This is a genomic window from Streptomyces sp. NPDC051940, from assembly GCF_040680895.1.
Taxonomy (GTDB): domain Bacteria; phylum Actinomycetota; class Actinomycetes; order Streptomycetales; family Streptomycetaceae; genus Streptomyces.
The window spans coordinates 1-18,106 of sequence record NZ_JBFAXR010000155.1; the positions used below are offsets into that span (position 1 = coordinate 1).

The following is an 18,106-nucleotide window of genomic DNA, read 5'->3' on the forward strand; positions in this document are numbered from 1 at the left end:
GCCGATCAGCGGCACCTGACCGCCTTCGGCGGGCCGCGAGATCAGACGGATTGCGGGGGCTTGGCCCCGGAACCCCCCGGGGGGAGCCGGGGTCGGGTGAGAGCGGCGGGTGCCGATCAGCGGCACCTGACCGCCTTCGGCGGGCCGCGAGATCAGACGGATTGCGGGGGCTTGGCCCCGGAACCCCCCGGGGGGAGCCGGGGTCGCGTGAGAGCGGCGGGTGCCGATCAGCGCCGGACTCCGAGGGGCCGCCCGGTCCGCCGACGGAGTCGGGTGCCGATCCGCGCGCACGCCCGGTACGCAACCACCCCGCCCCCGCGGGGTCCAGGGGCGAAGCCCCCGGAATCCGTCGGTGGCACACTCCGCCGAGCCGCCCGGCCCGCCGACGGAGTCGGGTGCCGATCCACACGCACGCCCCGTACGCAACCACCCCACCCCGCGGGGCCCAGGGGCGAAGCCCCGGACCCCGTCCGCCCGGGCACCCCGCCGGAGGCGCCGAGGCGTCACGGCCGGGGGATGTTGCGGAGGTTCGACCTGGCCAGGTCCAGCATCGTGCCGACGCCGCCGTCCAGCACCGTGCGGCCCGCCGCCAGGGCGAAGCCGCGGACCTGGGCGGCCGTGATGTGGGAGGGGACGGAGAGGGCGTTGGGGTCCGTGATGATCTCGACGAGGGCCGGCCCCGGACGGGACAGCGCCTCGCGCAGCGTCGGCGCGATGTCCGCGGGCTTCTCCACACGCCAGGACGGGATGCCGATCCCGCGCGCGATCGCGGAGTAGTCCACCGGCGCGTGGTCCGTCTCGTACGCCGGCAGCCCGTCCACCAGCATCTCCAGCCGTACCATCCCCAGCGACGAGTTGTTGAAGACCACCGTCTTCACCCCGAGGCCGTGCTGCTTGACCGTGATCAGCTCGCCCAGCAGCATGCTCAGGCCGCCGTCGCCGGACATCGAGATCACCTGCCGGTCCCGGTCCGCGAAGGCCGCCCCGATCGCGTGCGGCAGTGCGTTCGCCATCGTGCCGTGCGTGAAGGAGCCGATGACGCGTCGGCGTCCGTTCGGGGTGAGGTAGCGCGCGGCCCAGACGTTGTTCATGCCCGTGTCGACCGTGAACACCGCGTCGTCGGCGGCGAGCTCGTCCAGCACCCGTGCCGCGTACTCCGGATGGATCGGCACATGCCGGTCCACGTCCTTCGTGTACGCCTCGACGACCTTCGTCAGCGCCCGCTCGTGCTTCTTGAGCATCGTGTCGAGGAAGCCGCGGTCGGACTTCTGTACGAGCAGCGGCTGCAGCGCGTCCAGCGTGGCGGCGACGTCCCCGTGCACCGCCAGCTCCAGCGGCGTGCGCCGCCCGAGCTTCGTCGCGTCCCGGTCGACCTGCACGGTGCGCTCCTGCGGCAGGAACGCGTCGTACGGGAAGTCCGTGCCCAGCAGCACCACCAGGTCCGCCTCCTGCAGCGCCTCGTAGCACGCGCCGTACCCGAGCAGTCCGATCATGCCGACGTCGTACGGATTGTCGTACTGGATCCACTCCTTGCCGCGCAGCGTGTGCCCGACCGGCGCGTTCACCGTCGCGGCGAACCGCATCACCTGCGCGTGCGCGTCCCGCACGCCCGCGCCCGCGAACACCGCGACCTTCGAGGCCGCGTTGACGGCCTTCGCCAGATCGCGCACCGACCGCTCGTCCGGCACCACCGTGCCCGGCGTGACGCAGGGGACGTTGCGGCCGGTGGGGTTGGCGGCCGGCTTGTCGGCGATGTCGCCGGGGAGGACCAGCACGGAGACGCCGCCCGCGCCGAGCGCGTGCTGGGCGGCGATCCGGGCGATGCGCGGCATCTGCTCGGGCTGCGAGATCAGCTCGACGTACCCCGCCGCCTCCGCGAACAGCTTCTCCGGATGCGTCTCCTGGAAGAAGCCGCTGCCGATCTGGTGCGAGGGGATGTGCGAGGCGATCGCCAGCACCGGCGCGCCGCTGCGCTGCGCGTCGTACAGGCCCTGTACCAGATGGGTGTTGCCCGGCCCGCAGGACCCGGCGCACACCGCGAGCCGGCCCGTCAGCTGCGCCTCGGCCGCCGCGGCGAACGCGGCCGCCTCCTCGTTGCGGACGTGCACCCACTCGAGCTTGCCGTCGGTGCGGCGGATCGCGTCCACCAGGGGGTTGAGGCTGTCGCCGACCACCCCGTAGACGCGCTCGACGCCGTACTGGAGGAGGACCTCGACGAGTTGCTCGGCGACGGTGCGCTTGGCCATGACAGCTGTCCCTTCCCTGAAGTTGTCCGCCGTACGGGGAACGATCCGCGGTGGAAGATCATTCCTGTCCGGCGCGCACTCCCGCGGCCGTGGCGAGCGCGGCGCGCTGCGCGGGGGTGATCTCGTCCGGCCAGTAGAGGTACGCGATCCCGCCGGGCCCCGAGGTCTCCTTGCCCTGCCGGTCCAGGCGCCGGGTGCGCAGCCAGATGTTCTCGAAGCTGCGGCGGCCGTAGACACGGCGGACGTCCTTGTTGACGGGTGCGGCCGGGTCGTTGACGACGACGTCCCCGGCGGCCGTGAAGCCGGCGACCACCATGATGTGGCCCGACGTGCCGTACGAGGCGCCGCGCAGCTCGCCCGGGCGGAAGGACATCGACGTGATGACCGGGATCCCGGCGGCGACGAGTTCCTCGGCGTCCGCCAGCGAACCCAGCCGGGTGACCACGCCGTTCATCCCCGGGTACGTGGCGGCGTAGGCGGCGTTGAACGGCCAGTTGCCGCAGCCCTTGTACTGGTAGTCGAAGGTGTGCCGGGCCGCGTGGCAGACCTGCGGGTCCGCGTACGCCCCGTCCACCCAGGACAGCTGCTCGGGGGTGGGCCGGCGGCCCCAGTACTCCAGCACCATCTGGGAGGACGTCGGACTGCACCACGCCTCGCCGCCCCGGTCGTACTGCGGGTACTGGCCGGCGTGCGTCTCCTGCGAGTAGCGCGGTACGTCGAGCACCCGCCCGGCCGCGACGCCCGGCGCGGAGGCCGGTACGTCGGACCGCGGCGGCAGCGCCGACGCCATCACCGACACCCGGCGCACCCGCGGGCCGACGTCCAGACCCTGGCGGCGGAAGAGGGTGACGCGGACGCGGTACGACGTCAGCCGCGTCCCCGCGACCGGGTCCGTGAGCGCGAAGGTGTCCGTGGCGACCGAGCCGGTACGGTCCGACTGACCGTCGACCGAGGCCCGCCGGATGTCGCCGTCGCCGGACGCCCAGCGTCCCATCACCAGCCACGGGGAGCGGGTGCCGTCGCTGTAGCGGCCGCGCAGCTCGATCTGGATCCAGGTGCCGGGCGGGGTTTCGGCGTTCCACGAGACGACCGCCTCCGTCGCGCCCGGCTCCGGCAGGGCGTGGCGCGGGGAGAGCCAGGTGGCGTACTCCCAGCGGGCCGGTGCCTTGGCCTTGGTGCGCAGGTGCGGATCGCGGAACGCGAGGCTGCCGCGCGGCTCGTCGACGCACAGCGCGCCGCCGGAGATCCGGATGCCCGCCCGTACGCCCGCGCGGAAGCCGGCCGCGGTGGACCAGTCGTGGTGGTCGATGAGCGGCGAGCGCCGGTGGCCGAGCGCCCGGTCCGCCGCGGCGGCGGTGGCGGGCGCGGACGCCGGGATCGCCGCGGCGGCGGCCACCGCGGCCGCGAGGACGGTACGGCGGGGCAGGGGGGTGGCGGGAGCGGGCACGACGAGGGCCTCCAGGCGGTTCGGTCGGCGGCTGCCTACGACTATCCGTGGTCGGGCAGGCCGAAGCGAGGAGCCGGAGGCCGCGTCGCGCGGGTCATTCGGGGGTATTTGTCCCTGCCGGGATCTGCCGTCCGGCCTCTCCGTACGGCAGGGGTCAGAGCTTCTCGGGCCCGCCCGGGATCCGCGCCGGCTCGGGCGAGGCGGTGTCCAGCGGCACCGACCAGGAGCGCAGCAGGCCGAGTTGGGCGGCCTGGCGCGGGAGCACCGCGTCCAGCAGCCAGTCGGCCGCGACACGGGTGCGGTTCCCCGGCATCGCCGCCAGGTGGTAGCCGCGGGTGACGGCGCCCGCGAGCGGACCCGACAGCGGCAGGCCGAAGGGGTTGGCGGCCGCGTGCACGCCGCCCAGGTCCACCGCGAAGCCCCGGTCGTGGTGCCGGTACGGCGCCGCCTCGCCGCGGCCCAGGTCGGCGGCGATGTTGCGGGCCGCCGCGGCGCCCTGGCGCCACGCGTGCTGGGCGGTCATCGGGGTGAACCCACCCGGCCGCTCCAGGTCCGGTACGGCGGCCGCGTCCCCGCAGGCGTACACGCCCTCGCGGGCCGGGACGCGCAGGTACTGGTCGACCACCAGCCGTCCGCGCTCCGTCGGCAGACCCACCTTCGACACCAGTGGATCGGGGCGCACGCCCACACACCAGACGAGGCTGCGCGTCGGGACGGACTCCCCGTCGTCCAGCAGCACACCGTCGTGCGTGGCCTCCTTGACCGACGTGCCCGTACGCACCTCGACGCCGCGTCCGCGCAGCACACGGTCCGCCGTACGCGACAGCCGCTCGTCCAGCTCGGGCAGCACCCGGTCGGCGATGTCCAGCAGCAGCCAGCGGGGCGGCGGTTCGCCGCGCAGGGCGGGCTGGTGGCGGGCCAGGTCGCGGGTGAGGAGCTGTCCCTGGGCGGCGACCTCGGTACCGGTGTAGCCGGCGCCGACCACCACGAACGTCTTGCGTGCCGCCCGCTCACCGGCGTCGTCCGCCGCACCGGCCAGCTCCAGCTGGCGGATCATGTGGTCGCGCAGATACAGGGCCTCGGGCAGCCCCCGGAAGCCGTGCGCGTGCTCGGCGATGCCCGGGACGGGCAGCAGCCGGTTGACGCTGCCCACGGTGAGGACGAGCCTGTCGTACGCGAGTTCCCCCTCGTCGCCTTCCGGCCCGGAGTAGCGCACCCGCCGGCCGTCCAGGTCGACGGACGTCGCCTCACCCAGCACCAGCCGCACGCGCGGCAGGGCGCGGGTCAGGGAGACGGTGACCCGGCGCGGCTCCAGCACGGCCGCCGCGACCTGGGGGAGGAGGGGGAGGTAGAGGAAGTAGTCGGTGGGGTTGAGCAGCACGACCTCGGTGTCGGCCGTCGTACGGCGGGACAGGCCCCGCGCGGCCCCGAAGCCGGCGAAGCCCGCCCCGACGACGAGGACGCGCGTGGTCACCAGACCCCTCCGCCGGGGGTGCTGCCCGCCAGCCAGAGCAGCCCGAGCAGGGTGTCGATGGCGCCGAGGGAGAGGGCGATCAGCGCGGGAAGCGGCTGGCCGTCACGCCAGCGGCCCCGCATGGCCACCCAGCCGCAGACCATGGCCAGCGGCCCGAGCAGGACGCTCAGGACGAAGAACCCGGCGACGGCGCCCACCGCGCCGACGATGCCGATGGTCTGCCGCTCCTGTGCGGTGCGCGGCGCCATGGACTGGCCGCCGCGCCGATAGGCGGTGAGTCTCCGGTTTGCCGCCATGAGGGTCCCCTCCCCGTCACTCGTAGTACCGGTGCTCTTCGACCACCGGCGCGGCCGGCGGCGGTGCCTGGATGCGGCGGCGCTTGTAGATGGACACGTAGGCGCCGACTCCGAAGACGCCGACCAGCATCATGATCAGTCCGATGAGGTCGAGGTTCACGCCGCTGATCTGCCAATCGACTCCGACCAGCAGGATCGCGCCGACGGCGATCAGGAAAATGCATCCGCCCATGCCCATGATGAATCGTCCTTTCCGGTCCGGCCGTCACAAGGGCCGGTGGACGAGGCGGGTACCCGGCGGGCAGACCGTCAACCGGCCGTCGGGCCGTTGTCGACGCCGGTCTGCCGCCGGCCGGCGGTCAGGCCGCCGGATGCGCCTCGTCCGGGGCGAACTTCTCGAGGTCGCCCTCGATGCCCCGGCCCCGGGTGCGTACGACCGCCGCCGCCAGCTCCGCGAGCCGGGTGTTGGTGCGCTGGGACAGCCGGCGCAGCACGCCGAGTGCTTCCTCCGCGTCGCAGCCGAGGACGTGCATGAGGATGCCGCACGCCTGGTCGATCGCGGGCCGGGTGCGCATCGCGCCCTCCAGCTGCGCAGCCTGGGTACGGGCCTGGGTGCACGCCCACTCCTGGGCGACGGCCCGAACGGCGAGCTCGCCGAGCACCTCGGTCTCACCGGGCACGAGGGCCAGTTCGCCGGGACGGAAGCTGTACAGCGTCACGGTGAGCGCGACGCCGTCACAGCGGAAGGGGAGCGTCGCGCTGCACCGTACGCCCGAGTCCAGGGCGAGCCCGCGGAACTCGGGCCAGCGCGGCTCGGTCAGCAGGTCGTCGGTGTACGCGGTCTCGTCCGCGTCCAGCGCGGCCTGGATCGGGCCGCTGCCGTACTCCCACTGGATGTCCACCAGCGGAGCCAGGTCCGGATGCGTGACGGCGCTGACCCGGGCCGGGGCGGCGGCGCCGTCCCAGCCGGCTGTCGCCGTCGCGCCGCAACTGCCCGCGGTGACCTGTGTCACCCGCTCGGCCAGCCTCACCAGAGTTCCGGACTCGGGTCCTGCGCTGCGCGGCCCGGTGGGGGTGCGGGGCTGCAGGTTCGGTCGTTCGCTCATACCCGTCGGCTGCCCCGACAGGCGGGCGGAAAACACGTATCGGTGGCTGCGCTGTACACGGGCGGCGGTTTCGAGCCGTGTTGTGAAACCGGAATCTACGGCCGGGGCGCGAGATGGCTCGCGGGGCACTACGGTTCGGCCTATGACCGGCGGCGATGAGCTCAACCGCGAGATCAGCGCGTTCAAGAAGCGGGTGGCGGAGCTGCGCAGCACGCGGGGGCTGCCCGCCGGGTCCCACCCCTCCACACTGGACGCGGCTCTGCTGGAACTCGGCCTCGCCGTCGACACCCTGCTGCCCGGCATCGAACAGCAGCTGGCCGCCCGCCGGGCGGACGAGGGCGAGACCTCGCGTGAACTGCAGTTGCTGCGGGCCGTGTTCCAGCGCCTGCCCCAGCCGGCCGTGCTGCTGGACGGTGAAGGCCTGGTACGGCGCCTGAACTTCGCCGCCGCGCGCGTCTTCGGAATGCGCGCCGGGTACGCCACGGGCCGCCCCCTCGCCAACGCGGTGGCGCACGCCTCCCGCGCGTCCCTGCACAGCCAGGTGGCGGCCGTTGCCCGGGGCGAGGGAGACCGCAGCGTGGACGTCGACCTGATCGGCGTCGAGGACACGGACGGCCGCGGGCTCACCGCGAGCCTCACCGCGCTGCGCGTCCCCGGCGAACCGCGGGCCGTCGTGCTCGCGGTGTTCGGCCCGCCGGGCCGCTCCCAGAGCGCCGCGGCCCGGGTGACGCGCGGAGCGCCCCGCCCCGAACTGGCCGAGGCCAGCCGCAACGCCGAACTGATGGACCTGCTCGACACGATGACCACCACGCTGGTCTCCGCGCACGCCGACGCCCCGCCCGTGCGCCTGACCCGCGCCGCGGGCGTGCTGCACGAGCGGTTCGCCGACTGGGTGGTGGGGGACCTGCTCACGTCCGGCGGCGGCAGGCTGCACCGTGTCGTCGTGCTGGCCCCCGCGGGGAGCGAACCCCTGGCGGAGGACATCCGCGCTCAGGAGCCCGACAGCGCCCCGCTGATCAGCGAGGCCGCGCGGGCGGGCGTCCGGTCCCTGCAGATCCGTCCGCAGGACCCGGACGCCCTGGGCATCGCGTCGGACGGGGAGGCGGTGCTGGAGGTCGCGGGCGTCACCTCCCTGCTCTGCGTGCCGCTCCTCCTGCCCTCCGGGACGGTGCGCGGAGTGCTCACCCTGCTCCGGTGCGGCGGACGTCGCGCCTTCGCTCTGGCCGAGGCCGGTGCGATGGACCGGATGTCACGCCATATCGCACTCGCCCTTCACGCCGTCTGAGCAGCATCGGCAGCAGCCACCACAGGCAGGCGCACAGCCCCACCGCCCCGGCCGAGGCGACGACGCCCGCCGCCCGGCCGAACACCACGTCCACCACCAGCAGCACGGCGCCGCCGAAGGACAGCGCGAGCGCGGCCAGTCCGGTCGCCGACAGCAGCGCGGAGACCTCGACCACGGTGTGCTTCGCGCCGCGCCGGAACAGGCCGCGGTGCACGGCGGCGGGGGCGGTGAGGAGCACCGCCGTGGCCACCGCCAGCAGCAGCGTCGTCACATAGGTGGCGCGCTGCACGGTGTCCAGGACGACGAAGCGCGGCGTGAACGCGAGCGTCAGCAGGAAGGCGAACAGGATCTGCACACCCGTCTGCGTCACCCGCAGCTCCTGCAGCAGCTCGTGGAAGTTGCGATCGTCGCGCTCCAGCAGGGTCTCGTTGCGGTGCCGGTGGGGTCCCCCGTCCTCAGCGGGCGGCACGCGGCGCCTCCACCTCGTCGCGGATACGGGAGCACGTGCGGCTCAGCAGCCGGGAGACGTGCATCTGCGAGATGCCGAGCTGTTCGGCGATGCGGCGCTGCGTCATGCCGCGGAAGAAGCGCATGTACAGGATCCGCCGTTCGCGCTCCGGCAGTTCGCGCAGACAGGGGCGGACCGACTCGCGGTCCACCACACGGTCGTAGCCGGGCTCGTGGCTGCCGAGGGTGTCCAGCAGCGAGTAGCCGTCCTCGGCGTCCGCGACGGCGACGTCGAGCGACAGCACGGCGTAACTGTCCAGGGCCGCCAGGCCCGTACGGACCTCGTCCGGGGTGAGCCCGGCGTGGTCCGCCAGCTGCTGTACGCCGGGGCGCCGGCCGTCCGGCGACTGGCACAGCTGGTGGTCGGCCGCGCGCACGCGGTTGCGCAGCTCCTGGACCCGGCGCGGGACGTGCAGGCCCCACGTGTGGTCGCGGAAGTGGCGCTTGATCTCGCCGGTGATGGTGGGCACCGCGTAGCTCTCGAATGCGGTGCCCATGTCGGGGTCGTAGCGCATGACGGCCTTCACCAGGCCGAGATGCGCCACCTGCCGCAGGTCCTCCAGGCTCTCGCCGCGGCCCTTGAACTGGCGGGCGAGGCGGGCGGCCATGGGCATCCAGGCTTCCACGACCTCCTGGCGGAGCCTGTCGCGCTCCGGTCCGGGCGCCATCGTGGCGAGCCTCCTGAGCGAGGCCGCGGTGTCGGGCGCGTCGTCGTGCGGGTGTCGGCGGTTTCGCCGTGTACCGATCGCGGGGGGCATCGTGCGACTCCCTCTACGGTGGTGGACCAATAGTCGTCACCGCGGGGGCGTTCACACCCTGGGGCCCGGTCGGGGCCCTCGGCAGGGCAGGCGCGCCGGGACGGCAGCGGTATCGCTCCCGCGGGCGTGCCTGCAGTCCGAAGCACTGTAGGTGCGCCTGCCCGCCGTATTCCGTTGTCAAACCGAGATGTTGTGCATCCGGGCCGTGTCCGGGGGGCAACCGGGCCGCATCCGGGCCGCATCCGGGCCGTGTCGGGGCGCTCGCCCGAGGCGGGTCCGGTCAGACGGAGACGATGCGTTCGAGGAGGTCGCGATAGTCGCGCAGGGCAGTGCGCAGATGCTCGGTGTCGCCGTCCGTGCAGCCGCGGTGGAGCGTCTCGCGGCGCTCGGTCAGCCGCCGGTTCAGCGACTCGGTCGCCTCGCGCAGGATCCCCTCGGCCTCCTGGACCGCGCTCGCGGGTTCGTCGATGAACCCGGCGAGGGCGTGGTGCAGTCGCTCGTGCAGGCCGTCGCGCTCCTTGTGCGGGAGCAGCGGCTCGCCCGGGCGCGGGGCGGGGCGTTCGCGGTCGGCGGTGGGGTGGTCGGGAGCGGGGTGGTCGGGAGTGGAGTGGTCGGCGGTGGGCCGGTCCGGCGTGCCGGGCCTGTGTTCCTGGGCCCTGTGGTCCGGGGCCTTGCGCTCCGGCGTGGGGCGCTCCGACGTCGGGCGCCCCGGCGTCCTGCGCTCCTCCGGGCCGGCCGAGGCGTCCGGCGGTGTCGGTGCCACGACCGGGGTGCCGGGCGCCGGTGTGGCAGGCTGCCGCGCGTCGTCCCGTTCGGGGCGTCGCTCGGATCCCGTGTCGGCTGTCATGACGCAGCCCCCTTCTCCGTGTGGTGGTGCCGTCCCTGCCACGGGACGTGCATCCGTTCGACGAGTCGGCGGGCCGGTGCGGTGCGTCCGGTGCGCTCCTCGTCGTCGCGGCGGTCGCCGCCGCGTCCGTCGCCGTCGTGGCGCGTCCCACCGTGCCCGTCGAGCAGGCTGCCGATGAGTTCGCGTGCGTGCAGCATGGTCTGGCGCAGTTCCTCGGTGCCCCGCTCGCCGCCGCCACCACCGGAGACGGCGTGCACCTCGCGGTAGGCGTTCACACGCCGGGGCTCCTGGACCGACAGGGCGGCGACCTGCTCGTCGTACCCGCCCGTCGGGAAGCCCCGGTCGCGCAGCAGACTGCCGATCAGGCGGTCCGTCGCGGCCACCGCTTCCGCCGGGGAGAGGACGAAGCGCTCCTGCAGTTGGGCCCACTGGGCCTCGTAGCGTTCCCGCCGCTCGTCGTCGAGCGGTCGGGGACGCAGCTTGCCGTGCCGGTGCAGACGTTCCCCGAGGTCCTTCTCCGCGGCTTGTTCGTCGCCGCCGTACTGGGCGACGGTCCGGTCGTACTCGGGCCCGAAGCGGCGGCGCAGTCCGTGCCCGCCGCCCGTCTGTCGCCGGGCCAGCGCGGCGGCGGCGGCCGCTAAGGCCACCACGGCCACGATCAGGATGATCCATCCGGTACTCATGCACATCGGGTAGCCCGGGCGCGGTCGGACAAACCGGGTCCGCGCGCGTACCCGCGGCGCATACCCCGCCGGAGTCGGGGTACTGCGGCGGGGTGGCCATAGCAGTCGGCAGGAGGAGTTAGCCATGGCGAATGTCGTAAGGGACGTCATGACACCAGCGGTGACGGCAGTCAGGCCGGACGCGTCACTCGTGGAGGCGGCTCAGCTGATGCGCGCCCAGGACATCGGTGATGTGCTGGTGGTGAAGGACGGAGCCCTGCTCGGGGTCGTCACCGACCGCGACATCGCGCTGCGTGCCGTCGCCGACGGTGTCGACCCGTTGACCGTCAGCTGCCAGTCCGTGTGCACCCCTGAACCGGTAACGGTACAACCGGATGTACCGGTCTCGGACGCGGTGCAGCTCATGCGCATGCACGCGGTACGGCGGCTTCCGGTGGTCGACGGCGGGACAACGGTCGGGATGGTGAGCATCGGTGATCTGGCCCAGGAGCAGGACCCGCACTCCGCCCTGGCGGACATCAGCCGTGCCGCACCGGACACCTGGCCCGGTACCACCGGTCCCGTGGACGGCGGCTTCTGACGGAGCCGGCCGCCGTCTCCGGGCGGCCCAGACCCTCACCGCGTGGGACCACACGCTGTTCCACGAGGTGGCCCGCCTGCACTGGCCGGCCGCCGAACAGGTACTGCCCCGGCTCAGCCGCAGCGCCAACCACGGGCTGCTGTGGTTCGGAATCGCCGGCGCCATGGCCGCCGCCGGGGGCAGGCCGGCGCGCCGGGCGGCGGTCCGGGGGGTCGCCTCCCTCGCGGTCGCGTCCGCGACCGTCAACACCGTCGTCAAGCGGGCCGCCCGCAGGAAGCGCCCGCTGCTCCACGCCGTGCCGCTGGTACGGCAGCTGAGCCGCCAGCCGTTCACCACGTCCTTCCCCTCGGGCCATTCCGCGTCCGCCGCCGCCTTCGCGGTCGGTGCGGCGCTGGAATCGCGCCGCTGGGGGGCGGCGGTGGCGCCGGTGGCGTGGTCCGTGGCGTTCTCACGGGTCTACACCGGTGTGCACTACCCCAGCGACGTGCTGGCCGGTATCGGGCTGGGCACGGGGGCCGCCTTCGCGGTACGGGGGCTCGTCCCCACCCGCGCACAGCTGGCGCCGCCCGCACGTCCGCGCGCCGACGCGCCCGCCCTGCCGGGCGGACGGGGGCTGACGGTGGTGCTCAACGGGGCGGCGGGCGACAGCGTCCATCTGCTCTCCGATCCGGTGGCCCAGATCCGGGACCAGTTGCCGTTCGCCGAGTTCGTCCGCTGGGAGTCCAACGGCGCGCCGCTGAGCGTGCTGCTGGACCGGACCGCCCGTACGATCGCGGCCTCCGGCGGGGCGCTCGGGGTGCTCGGCGGGGACGGCAGCATCAACACCGCGGCGCACGCCGCGGTCCGCCACGGGGTGAGCCTCGCGGTGTTCCCCGGCGGCACCCGGAACCACTTCGCGTACGACCTCGGCGTGGAGACCGTCGCCGAGACGTGCCGGGCGGTGGAGGCGGGCGAGGCGGTCGCGGTGGACCTCGGGCTGGTGGAGCCGGGCGACGGCGGGGCGCCCGGCCACTTCCTCAACACCTTCAGCCTGGGCGCGTACCCCGACCTCGTGCGCATTCGCGAACGCTGGTCGCACCGTATCGGGGCCTGGCCGGCCAGCGTGCTGGCCGCGCTGGAGGTGCTGCGCACGGCGCGGCCGATGAGCATCAAGATCAACGGGCGGGACCGCCGGGTGTGGCTGGTGTTCGCCGGCAACTGCGCGTACCGCGGCGTGAACGCGACGCCGGTCCGCCGCTTCGACCTGGCGGACGGCCTGCTCGACGTCCGCGTGGTCCACGCGGGGCGGCTGTCCCGCACACGCCTGCTGCTCGCGGCGCTGACCGGACCGCTGCGCGGGACCCCGCTGCTGGCGGCGGCCCGGCTGCGGCACCTGGATCTGGCGGACCTCCCGGAGGGCGAACTCTTCGCCTACGACGGGGAGGTGGCCCGGGCGCCCCGGCAGCTGTCGCTGTCCAAGTCGAACGAGGCGCTGACGGCGTACTGCCCGTTCCCGGCGCCCTGAGGGTCCCGGCCCCTCAGGGCTCCTTCCGTCGCGGCGCCCTCCCGGGCGGCTGCGCCGGCGGATGGCGCGGCCGCAGCGGAGGGATGGCGCGCACGCGGGGGACGCCCCGCTCCAGGGTGAGGGGGTGGCCGTAGTGGCGGATCTCCAGGCGCGGTCCCGACAGCAGGGTGTACGTCGCTTCGCGCGGCGTCGCCTCGATCCGCAGCCGGCGCTGGAACGCCGTGACGTGGTACGCCAGCCGCGTGAGCGAGGCCGGGAGCCGGGGCGCGAAGGCGAGGTGGCCGCCGTGGCGGCGCAGGCCGCCGAAGCCGGCCACCAGCGCCAGCCAGACGCCCGCCAGCGCGGCCAGGTGCAGCCCGTCCCGGGTGTTGTGCTGGAGGTCCTCGAGGTCCATCTCCGCCGACTCGCCCAGATAGTCGAAGGCGAGGTCGAGATGGCCGACGTCCGCCGCGACGACGGACTGGACGCACGCCGACAGTGACGAGTCCCGCACCGTGATCGGCTCGTAGTAGGCGAAGTCGCGCGCCTTCTGCTGCGGGGTGAAGGCGCTGTCCCGCAGGAACAGCGCCAGGACCAGGTCGGCCTGCTTGACCACCTGGCTGCGGTACAGGTCGAAGTACGGGTGGTGGAGCATCAGCGGATACCCGTCCGGGCCCGTGGCCGCGAAGTCCCACGGCGCGTGCCGCGTGAAGCCGGCGGACTGCTCGTGCACCCCCAGCTCCGCGTTGTACGGCACCGCCATCCGGTCCGCCGCCGTCAGCCACGCCCGGCGCTCCGCCTCGTCGGCGCCCAGCGCCGCCGCCTCGGCCGGATACCGCCGTACCGCCAGGGCTGCCGCGCGCAGATTCGCCTGGGCCATCAGGTTCGTGTACGTGTTGTCGTCGGCGACCGCGCTGTACTCGTCCGGCCCCGTCACCCCGTCGATATGGAACGCGCCGTCCCGCCCGTGGTGCCCCAGCGCCATCCACAGCCGGGCGACGTGTGTCAGCAGCTCCACGCCCGCCGCCCGCTCGAACCCGGCGTCCCCCGTCACCTGCGCGTAGCGCACGGCAGCGTCCGCGACGGCGGCGTTCACGTGGAAGGCGGCCGTACCCGCCGGCCAGTACGCGGAGCACTCCCGGCCGGAGATCGTCCGCCAGGGGAACGCCGCCCCGCGCAGCTGCAGTTGCTTGGCGCGCTCCAGCGCCCGGTCCAGCGTGCGGTGCCGCCAGCGCAGCGAGGCGGCAGCCGCCTCGGGCGCGGTGTAGGTGAGCACGGGCAGGACGAAGGCCTCTGTGTCCCAGAAGCAGTGCCCGCCGTAGCCCGGACCGGTCAGCCCCTTCGCCCCGATCGGCTGCTCCTCGGCGCGCGCGGCGGCCTGGAGCAGATGGAACAGCCCGAACCGCACCGCGTGCTGGATCTCCTCGTCGCCCTCCAGCTCCACGTCGGCCCGCGCCCAGAAGGCGTCCAGATACCTCCGCTGCTCCTCGGCCAGGCCCTGCCAGCCGGTGTGCTGCCCGGCGGCCAGGGCGGCCTCCGCCTCGTCGCGCAGGCTCGCCGCGGACCGCATTCCCGACCAGGCGTACGCCACGGTCTTGACGATCCGCAGCCGGCGGCCGCTCCCCAGCCGGGCGACGACCGTGCAGCGCGCCACGTCCTCCTCCGCCCCACCGTGCACCGAGCAGCCCTTCGGCCCGCTCACCCGGTGCCCGGCGGCAGCCGCCACCAGCAGGCCGCTGCGCCTCGTGCGGTGCAGCAGCCGCAGCCTGCCGCCGTCGGCCGCGTGCTCCACGGGCTCCAGCGGACGGTCCAGGTGCTGCGGGGCGCGCGGATCGTGCGGATCGGGCGCCGGCAGGGGCTCGTTGGCGACGAGCTCCGACTGCACCGCCACCTGCGTCTCGCGGTGCACCGCCTCCACCTCGTACGCGACGGCCGCCAACGCGCGCTGCGTGAGGGAGACCAGCCGGGTGGAGCGGACGACGACCCGGGAGCCGGCCGGGGAGGTCCAGTCGGTGCTGCGGTGCAGCAGCCCGCGGCGCAGATCCAGCCACCGCCGGTGGTGGTGCAGCGTGCCCAGCCGCACGTCGAACGGCTCGTCGTCGACGAACAGCCGCAGCAGTTTGCCGTTGACGACGTTGACGAGCGTCTCGGCGCACTCCGGATCGCCGTACCCGCTCTCGCGCACGGGCAGCGGCAACTCCTCGTGCACACCGCCCAGATAGCTGCCGGGTATTCCGTGCGGCTCGCCCTCGTCGAGGGTGCCGCGCCAGCCGAGATGGCCGTTGCCCAGGGCGAACAGCGACTCGCTCTGCGGCAGTACGCCGAGGTCGAGCCGGTTCTCGACGAGCTGCCACCGCCCGGCGTCGTACGCGGGATGGGAGATCATGCGCGGCGCCGGCCGGCTCCCTCCCCCGGACCGGGTTTCCTTCCTCCCCCCTTGCGGGGGTCTTCGCAGGTCATCCGCTCCGGGTACCCGACGGCCGCGATGGAACACGCGGGACAGGGGTTTCGCGCCGGATGCGACGGGGACCCGGTGCCGCGGCCGAACGGCCCTCGAGGGGGAGGAGAGCTTCGGGCACGGGAGTTCAGGGCCCCGTGCCCGAAGCACCCCCCTGGCGCGGGACCAAGGCGCATTCATGGCGCGTGGACGGGTACCCGGCGCCCATGACCGAACACAGCGTCGGAGAGCTGGTCAGGCAGGCGTCGGAGCAGGCCTCCGACCTCGTCCGCGAGGAACTGCGGCTCGCCCAGGCCGAGATGGCCGAGAAGGGGCGCCGCTTCGCCCGCGGAGGAGGGTACGCCGGCGCCGCCGCGGTGCTGGCCTTCACCGGTCTGCTGGCGCTCGCCGCGACCGGTGTCGCCGCCCTGGACCTGCGGCTGCCGTTGTGGCTGTCGACGGCCGTCGTGGCCGCCGCGCTGTTCGTGCTTGCCGGACTGTTCGCCGCGGCCGGCAAGCGGCAGGCGGGACGCGCGACGCCCCTGCTGCCGCAGGAGGCCGTGCGCGGGGTCAAGGCCGACGTACACGAGATCAAGGAGAGGATGGCCCACCATGACAAGCACCCAGGACAGGCTGCGCGAACAGGTGTCGACGGCGCGCAGCCGACTCGGTGACACCGTCGAGGAGCTCGCCGCCAAGGCGGACGTCAAGCACCGGGCCCAGCTCAAGGCAGAGGACATGAGGCACCGGGCACAGGCCGCGGCCGGCGAGCTGCGCCACCGCGCACAGGCGGCGACTGCCGATCTGCGCGACCGCGCGCACAGCGCGTCGGACGACCTGCGGCACCGCGTCCAGGAGCACACCCCGGAGCAGGCCCGCAACGCCGCCGGAACCGCGGCCCGCGGGGCCCGCAACCACCCGCTGCCCGCCGGCCTGGCGGCCGCCCTGATGCTCGCCGTGGCGTATCTGCTGCTGCGCCGGGGCAGCCACCGCGATCGCCGCTGACGTCCCGTCGCGGCGCGGGCACACCGGCCCGGCGCACCACCCCGTCGAGAGGGATACGCATGACGACCGTCCCCGACCACGGAACGCCGGCCGGGCTCGGCCGCCAGCTGCGCGTGGACTCCGTCCGCGCTGCGGCGGCGGCCGGGTCCGGTCACCCCACCTCCTCGATGTCGGCGGCCGATCTGGTCGCCGTCCTCTTCGAGCACCATCTGCGCTACGACACCGACTATCCCGACCACCCCGGCAACGACCGGCTGATCTTCTCCAAGGGGCACGCGTCGCCGCTGCTCTACGCGGCCCTGAAGGCGGCCGGTGCCGTCTCGGACGAGGAACTGCTGACCTTCCGCAAGCTCGGCAGCCGGCTGGAGGGCCATCCGGTGCCCCGGATGCCGTGGGTGGACGTCGCCACCGGCTCGCTCGGGCAGGGGCCGGCAGTCGGCGTGGGGATCGCCCTCGCCGGCAAGCGCCTCGGCCACGAGCCGTTCCGGGTCTGGGTGCTGTGCGGCGACAGCGAGATGGCCGAGGGCTCCGTCTGGGAGGCGTTCGAACACGCCGGCCACGAGCACCTCGACAACCTCACCGCCGTCGTCGACGTCAACCGCCTCGGCCAGCGCGGCCCCACCCGGCACGGCTGGGACCTGGGCGCTTACGCCCGCCGCGCCCAGGCGTTCGGCTGGCACACCGTCGAGATCGACGGCCACGACCCGGCGGCCATCGACGCCGCGTACCGGGAGGCAGCCGCCACCCGCGGCCGGCCGACCGCGATCCTCGCGCGCACCGTCAAAGGCAGCGGCGTGGCGTCCGTCGCCGACCACGAAGGGATGCACGGCAAGCCTCTGTCCGACCCCGAGCGGGCGGTCGAGGAGCTGGGCGGCGCCACCGACCTGCGGATCCGGCTGAGCCGGCCGCCCGCCGTCACCGCGCCCACGCGACCGGAGGACAACGCCGCCTCCCTGCCGCGCTACGAGCTCGGCGACGAGGTCGCCACCCGTACCGCCTACGGGCAGGCGCTGGCCGCCGTCGGCGCGGTGCGGCCCGAGGTCGTCGCGCTGGACGGCGAGGTCTCCGACTCCACCCGGACCGAGCTCTTCGCCAAGGAGCACCCGGAGCGGTTCTTCGAGTGCTACATCGCCGAGCAGCAACTCGTCGCGGCGGCCGTCGGCATGCAGGTGCTCGGACACACGCCGTTCGTCTCGACGTTCGCCGCCTTCCTCACCCGGGCCCACGACTTCGTCCGGATGGCGGCCATCGGCCGCGCGGACCTCAACCTGGCCGGCAGCCACGCCGGCGTGGCCATCGGCGCCGACGGCCCGTCCCAGATGGGCCTGGAGGACCTGGCGATGTTCCGTACCGTCCCCGGCGCCACGGTGCTCTACCCGTGCGACGCCAACCAGACGGCGCGGCTGGTGGAGGCGATGGCCGGGGAGGTGTCGGGCATCCGCTGTCTGCGGACGACCCGGGGCGACACGCCCGTGATCTACGGCCCGGACGAGCTGTTCCCCATCGGCGGGAGCCGCGTGCTGCGGCACTCCGACGAGGACCAGGTGACGATCGTCGCCGCCGGCATCACGGTGCACGAGGCGCTCGCGGCGGCGGACGAACTGGCCCACGACGGGTTCCGCGCCCGGGTGATCGACCTGTACTCGCTCAAGCCCGTGGACACCTGGGTGCTGTGGGAGGCCGCCCGCCGCACCGGCTGCCTCCTCACGGTGGAGGACCATCGCGTCGAGGGCGGCCTCGGCGACGCGGTGGCCCAGGCGTTCACGGACGGCCGCACGCCTCCCCGCCTGACGCGCCTGGGCGTCCACGGCGTCCCCGGCTCCGCGAGCCCGGCGGAACAGCTCCGCGAGGCGGGCATCGACGCGGACGCCATCGTGGTGGCGGCGCGCAGGCTGTACGAGAGCCTCACGGCCTGAGCAGGCGAGAAGCGGGGGGGCCGGGGGGTCGCGGGG

The 18,106-nt window shown here is 74.3% G+C and carries 17 protein-coding genes; 6 read left to right on the plus strand and 11 right to left on the minus strand.

What is annotated here, in order from left to right; genetic code table 11:
• Positions 1-503: 503 nt before the first annotated feature.
• From AB0M28_RS35585 to AB0M28_RS35610, 6 genes are all read right to left on the minus strand, one after another.
• Positions 504-2,246, minus strand: coding sequence for a pyruvate dehydrogenase (locus AB0M28_RS35585; RefSeq protein ID WP_365414115.1), 1,743 nt, complete (start codon positions 2,244-2,246; stop codon positions 504-506).
• A 58-nt stretch (positions 2,247-2,304) separates the two neighbouring features.
• Positions 2,305-3,693 (minus strand): peptidase C39 family protein, encoded by a 1,389-nt coding sequence (locus AB0M28_RS35590; RefSeq protein WP_365414117.1) that lies wholly within the window; start codon positions 3,691-3,693, stop codon positions 2,305-2,307.
• Positions 3,694-3,847: 154 nt separating this feature from the next.
• Positions 3,848-5,170 carry an FAD-dependent oxidoreductase gene (locus AB0M28_RS35595; RefSeq protein ID WP_365414144.1) on the minus strand — a complete coding sequence of 441 codons (1,323 nt, stop codon included), beginning with the start codon at positions 5,168-5,170 and terminating at the stop codon, positions 3,848-3,850.
• Complete coding sequence (locus AB0M28_RS35600) at positions 5,164-5,463, minus strand: small hydrophobic protein (protein WP_365414119.1); 300 nt, start codon at positions 5,461-5,463, stop codon at positions 5,164-5,166. The genes AB0M28_RS35595 and AB0M28_RS35600 overlap by 7 nt, the downstream gene beginning before the upstream one ends.
• Before the next feature lie 16 nt (positions 5,464-5,479).
• Positions 5,480-5,701 carry a DUF6458 family protein gene (locus tag AB0M28_RS35605; protein WP_365414120.1) on the minus strand — a complete coding sequence of 74 codons (222 nt, stop codon included), beginning with the start codon at positions 5,699-5,701 and terminating at the stop codon, positions 5,480-5,482.
• 121 nt (positions 5,702-5,822) lie between these two features.
• The gene (locus tag AB0M28_RS35610) at positions 5,823-6,569 is read right to left on the minus strand and encodes an ANTAR domain-containing protein (RefSeq protein WP_365414122.1); all 747 of its coding nucleotides are present in this window, start codon (positions 6,567-6,569) and stop codon (positions 5,823-5,825) included.
• Positions 6,570-6,711: 142 nt separating this feature from the next.
• Between AB0M28_RS35610 and AB0M28_RS35615 the strand changes: the two genes are divergently transcribed.
• Positions 6,712-7,854 carry a PAS domain-containing protein gene (locus AB0M28_RS35615; RefSeq protein WP_365414124.1) on the plus strand — a complete coding sequence of 381 codons (1,143 nt, stop codon included), beginning with the start codon at positions 6,712-6,714 and terminating at the stop codon, positions 7,852-7,854.
• Here AB0M28_RS35615 and AB0M28_RS35620 read toward each other — a convergent pair.
• The 4 genes from AB0M28_RS35620 to AB0M28_RS35635 all read right to left on the minus strand — a co-directional run bounded on the left by AB0M28_RS35620 (position 7,751) and on the right by AB0M28_RS35635 (position 10,649).
• On the minus strand, positions 7,751-8,323 hold the full coding sequence (locus AB0M28_RS35620) for a DUF6328 family protein (protein WP_365414126.1): 573 nt from the start codon (positions 8,321-8,323) through the stop codon (positions 7,751-7,753). The genes AB0M28_RS35615 and AB0M28_RS35620 overlap by 104 nt on opposite strands.
• Positions 8,310-9,119, minus strand: coding sequence for a SigB/SigF/SigG family RNA polymerase sigma factor (locus AB0M28_RS35625; protein WP_365414128.1), 810 nt, complete (start codon positions 9,117-9,119; stop codon positions 8,310-8,312). The genes AB0M28_RS35620 and AB0M28_RS35625 overlap by 14 nt, the downstream gene beginning before the upstream one ends.
• Before the next feature lie 280 nt (positions 9,120-9,399).
• Positions 9,400-9,966: a hypothetical protein gene (locus AB0M28_RS35630; RefSeq protein WP_365414130.1), complete on the minus strand. Its 567-nt coding sequence runs from the start codon at positions 9,964-9,966 to the stop codon at positions 9,400-9,402.
• Positions 9,963-10,649 carry a hypothetical protein gene (locus AB0M28_RS35635; protein ID WP_365414132.1) on the minus strand — a complete coding sequence of 229 codons (687 nt, stop codon included), beginning with the start codon at positions 10,647-10,649 and terminating at the stop codon, positions 9,963-9,965. Before AB0M28_RS35635 ends, AB0M28_RS35630 begins: the two co-directional genes overlap by 4 nt.
• A 124-nt stretch (positions 10,650-10,773) precedes the next feature.
• On the opposite strand from AB0M28_RS35635, the gene AB0M28_RS35640 reads away from it, so the two are divergent.
• Complete coding sequence (locus tag AB0M28_RS35640; RefSeq protein ID WP_365414134.1) at positions 10,774-11,229, plus strand: CBS domain-containing protein; 456 nt, start codon at positions 10,774-10,776, stop codon at positions 11,227-11,229.
• Positions 11,230-11,284: 55 nt separating this feature from the next.
• Entirely contained in the window at positions 11,285-12,733 is a 1,449-nt protein-coding gene (locus AB0M28_RS35645) for a phosphatase PAP2 family protein (RefSeq protein WP_365414146.1), read from the plus strand.
• Between the two features lie 13 nt (positions 12,734-12,746).
• Here AB0M28_RS35645 and AB0M28_RS35650 read toward each other — a convergent pair whose 3' ends face one another.
• Positions 12,747-15,098, minus strand: a complete 2,352-nt coding sequence (locus tag AB0M28_RS35650; RefSeq protein WP_365414136.1) for a glycosyl hydrolase family 65 protein — start codon at positions 15,096-15,098, stop codon at positions 12,747-12,749.
• A gap of 278 nt (positions 15,099-15,376) precedes the next feature.
• On the opposite strand from AB0M28_RS35650, the gene AB0M28_RS35655 reads away from it, so the two are divergent.
• The 3 genes from AB0M28_RS35655 to AB0M28_RS35665 are packed head-to-tail and all read left to right on the plus strand — an operon-like array spanning position 15,377 to position 18,070.
• Positions 15,377-15,823, plus strand: coding sequence for a phage holin family protein (locus tag AB0M28_RS35655; RefSeq protein ID WP_365414138.1), 447 nt, complete (start codon positions 15,377-15,379; stop codon positions 15,821-15,823).
• Positions 15,762-16,154: a DUF3618 domain-containing protein gene (locus tag AB0M28_RS35660; RefSeq protein WP_365414140.1), complete on the plus strand. Its 393-nt coding sequence runs from the start codon at positions 15,762-15,764 to the stop codon at positions 16,152-16,154. The genes AB0M28_RS35655 and AB0M28_RS35660 overlap by 62 nt, the downstream gene beginning before the upstream one ends.
• 59 nt (positions 16,155-16,213) lie before the next feature.
• Positions 16,214-18,070 carry a transketolase gene (locus AB0M28_RS35665; protein WP_365414142.1) on the plus strand — a complete coding sequence of 619 codons (1,857 nt, stop codon included), beginning with the start codon at positions 16,214-16,216 and terminating at the stop codon, positions 18,068-18,070.
• The last annotated feature ends 36 nt before the right edge of the window (positions 18,071-18,106 follow it).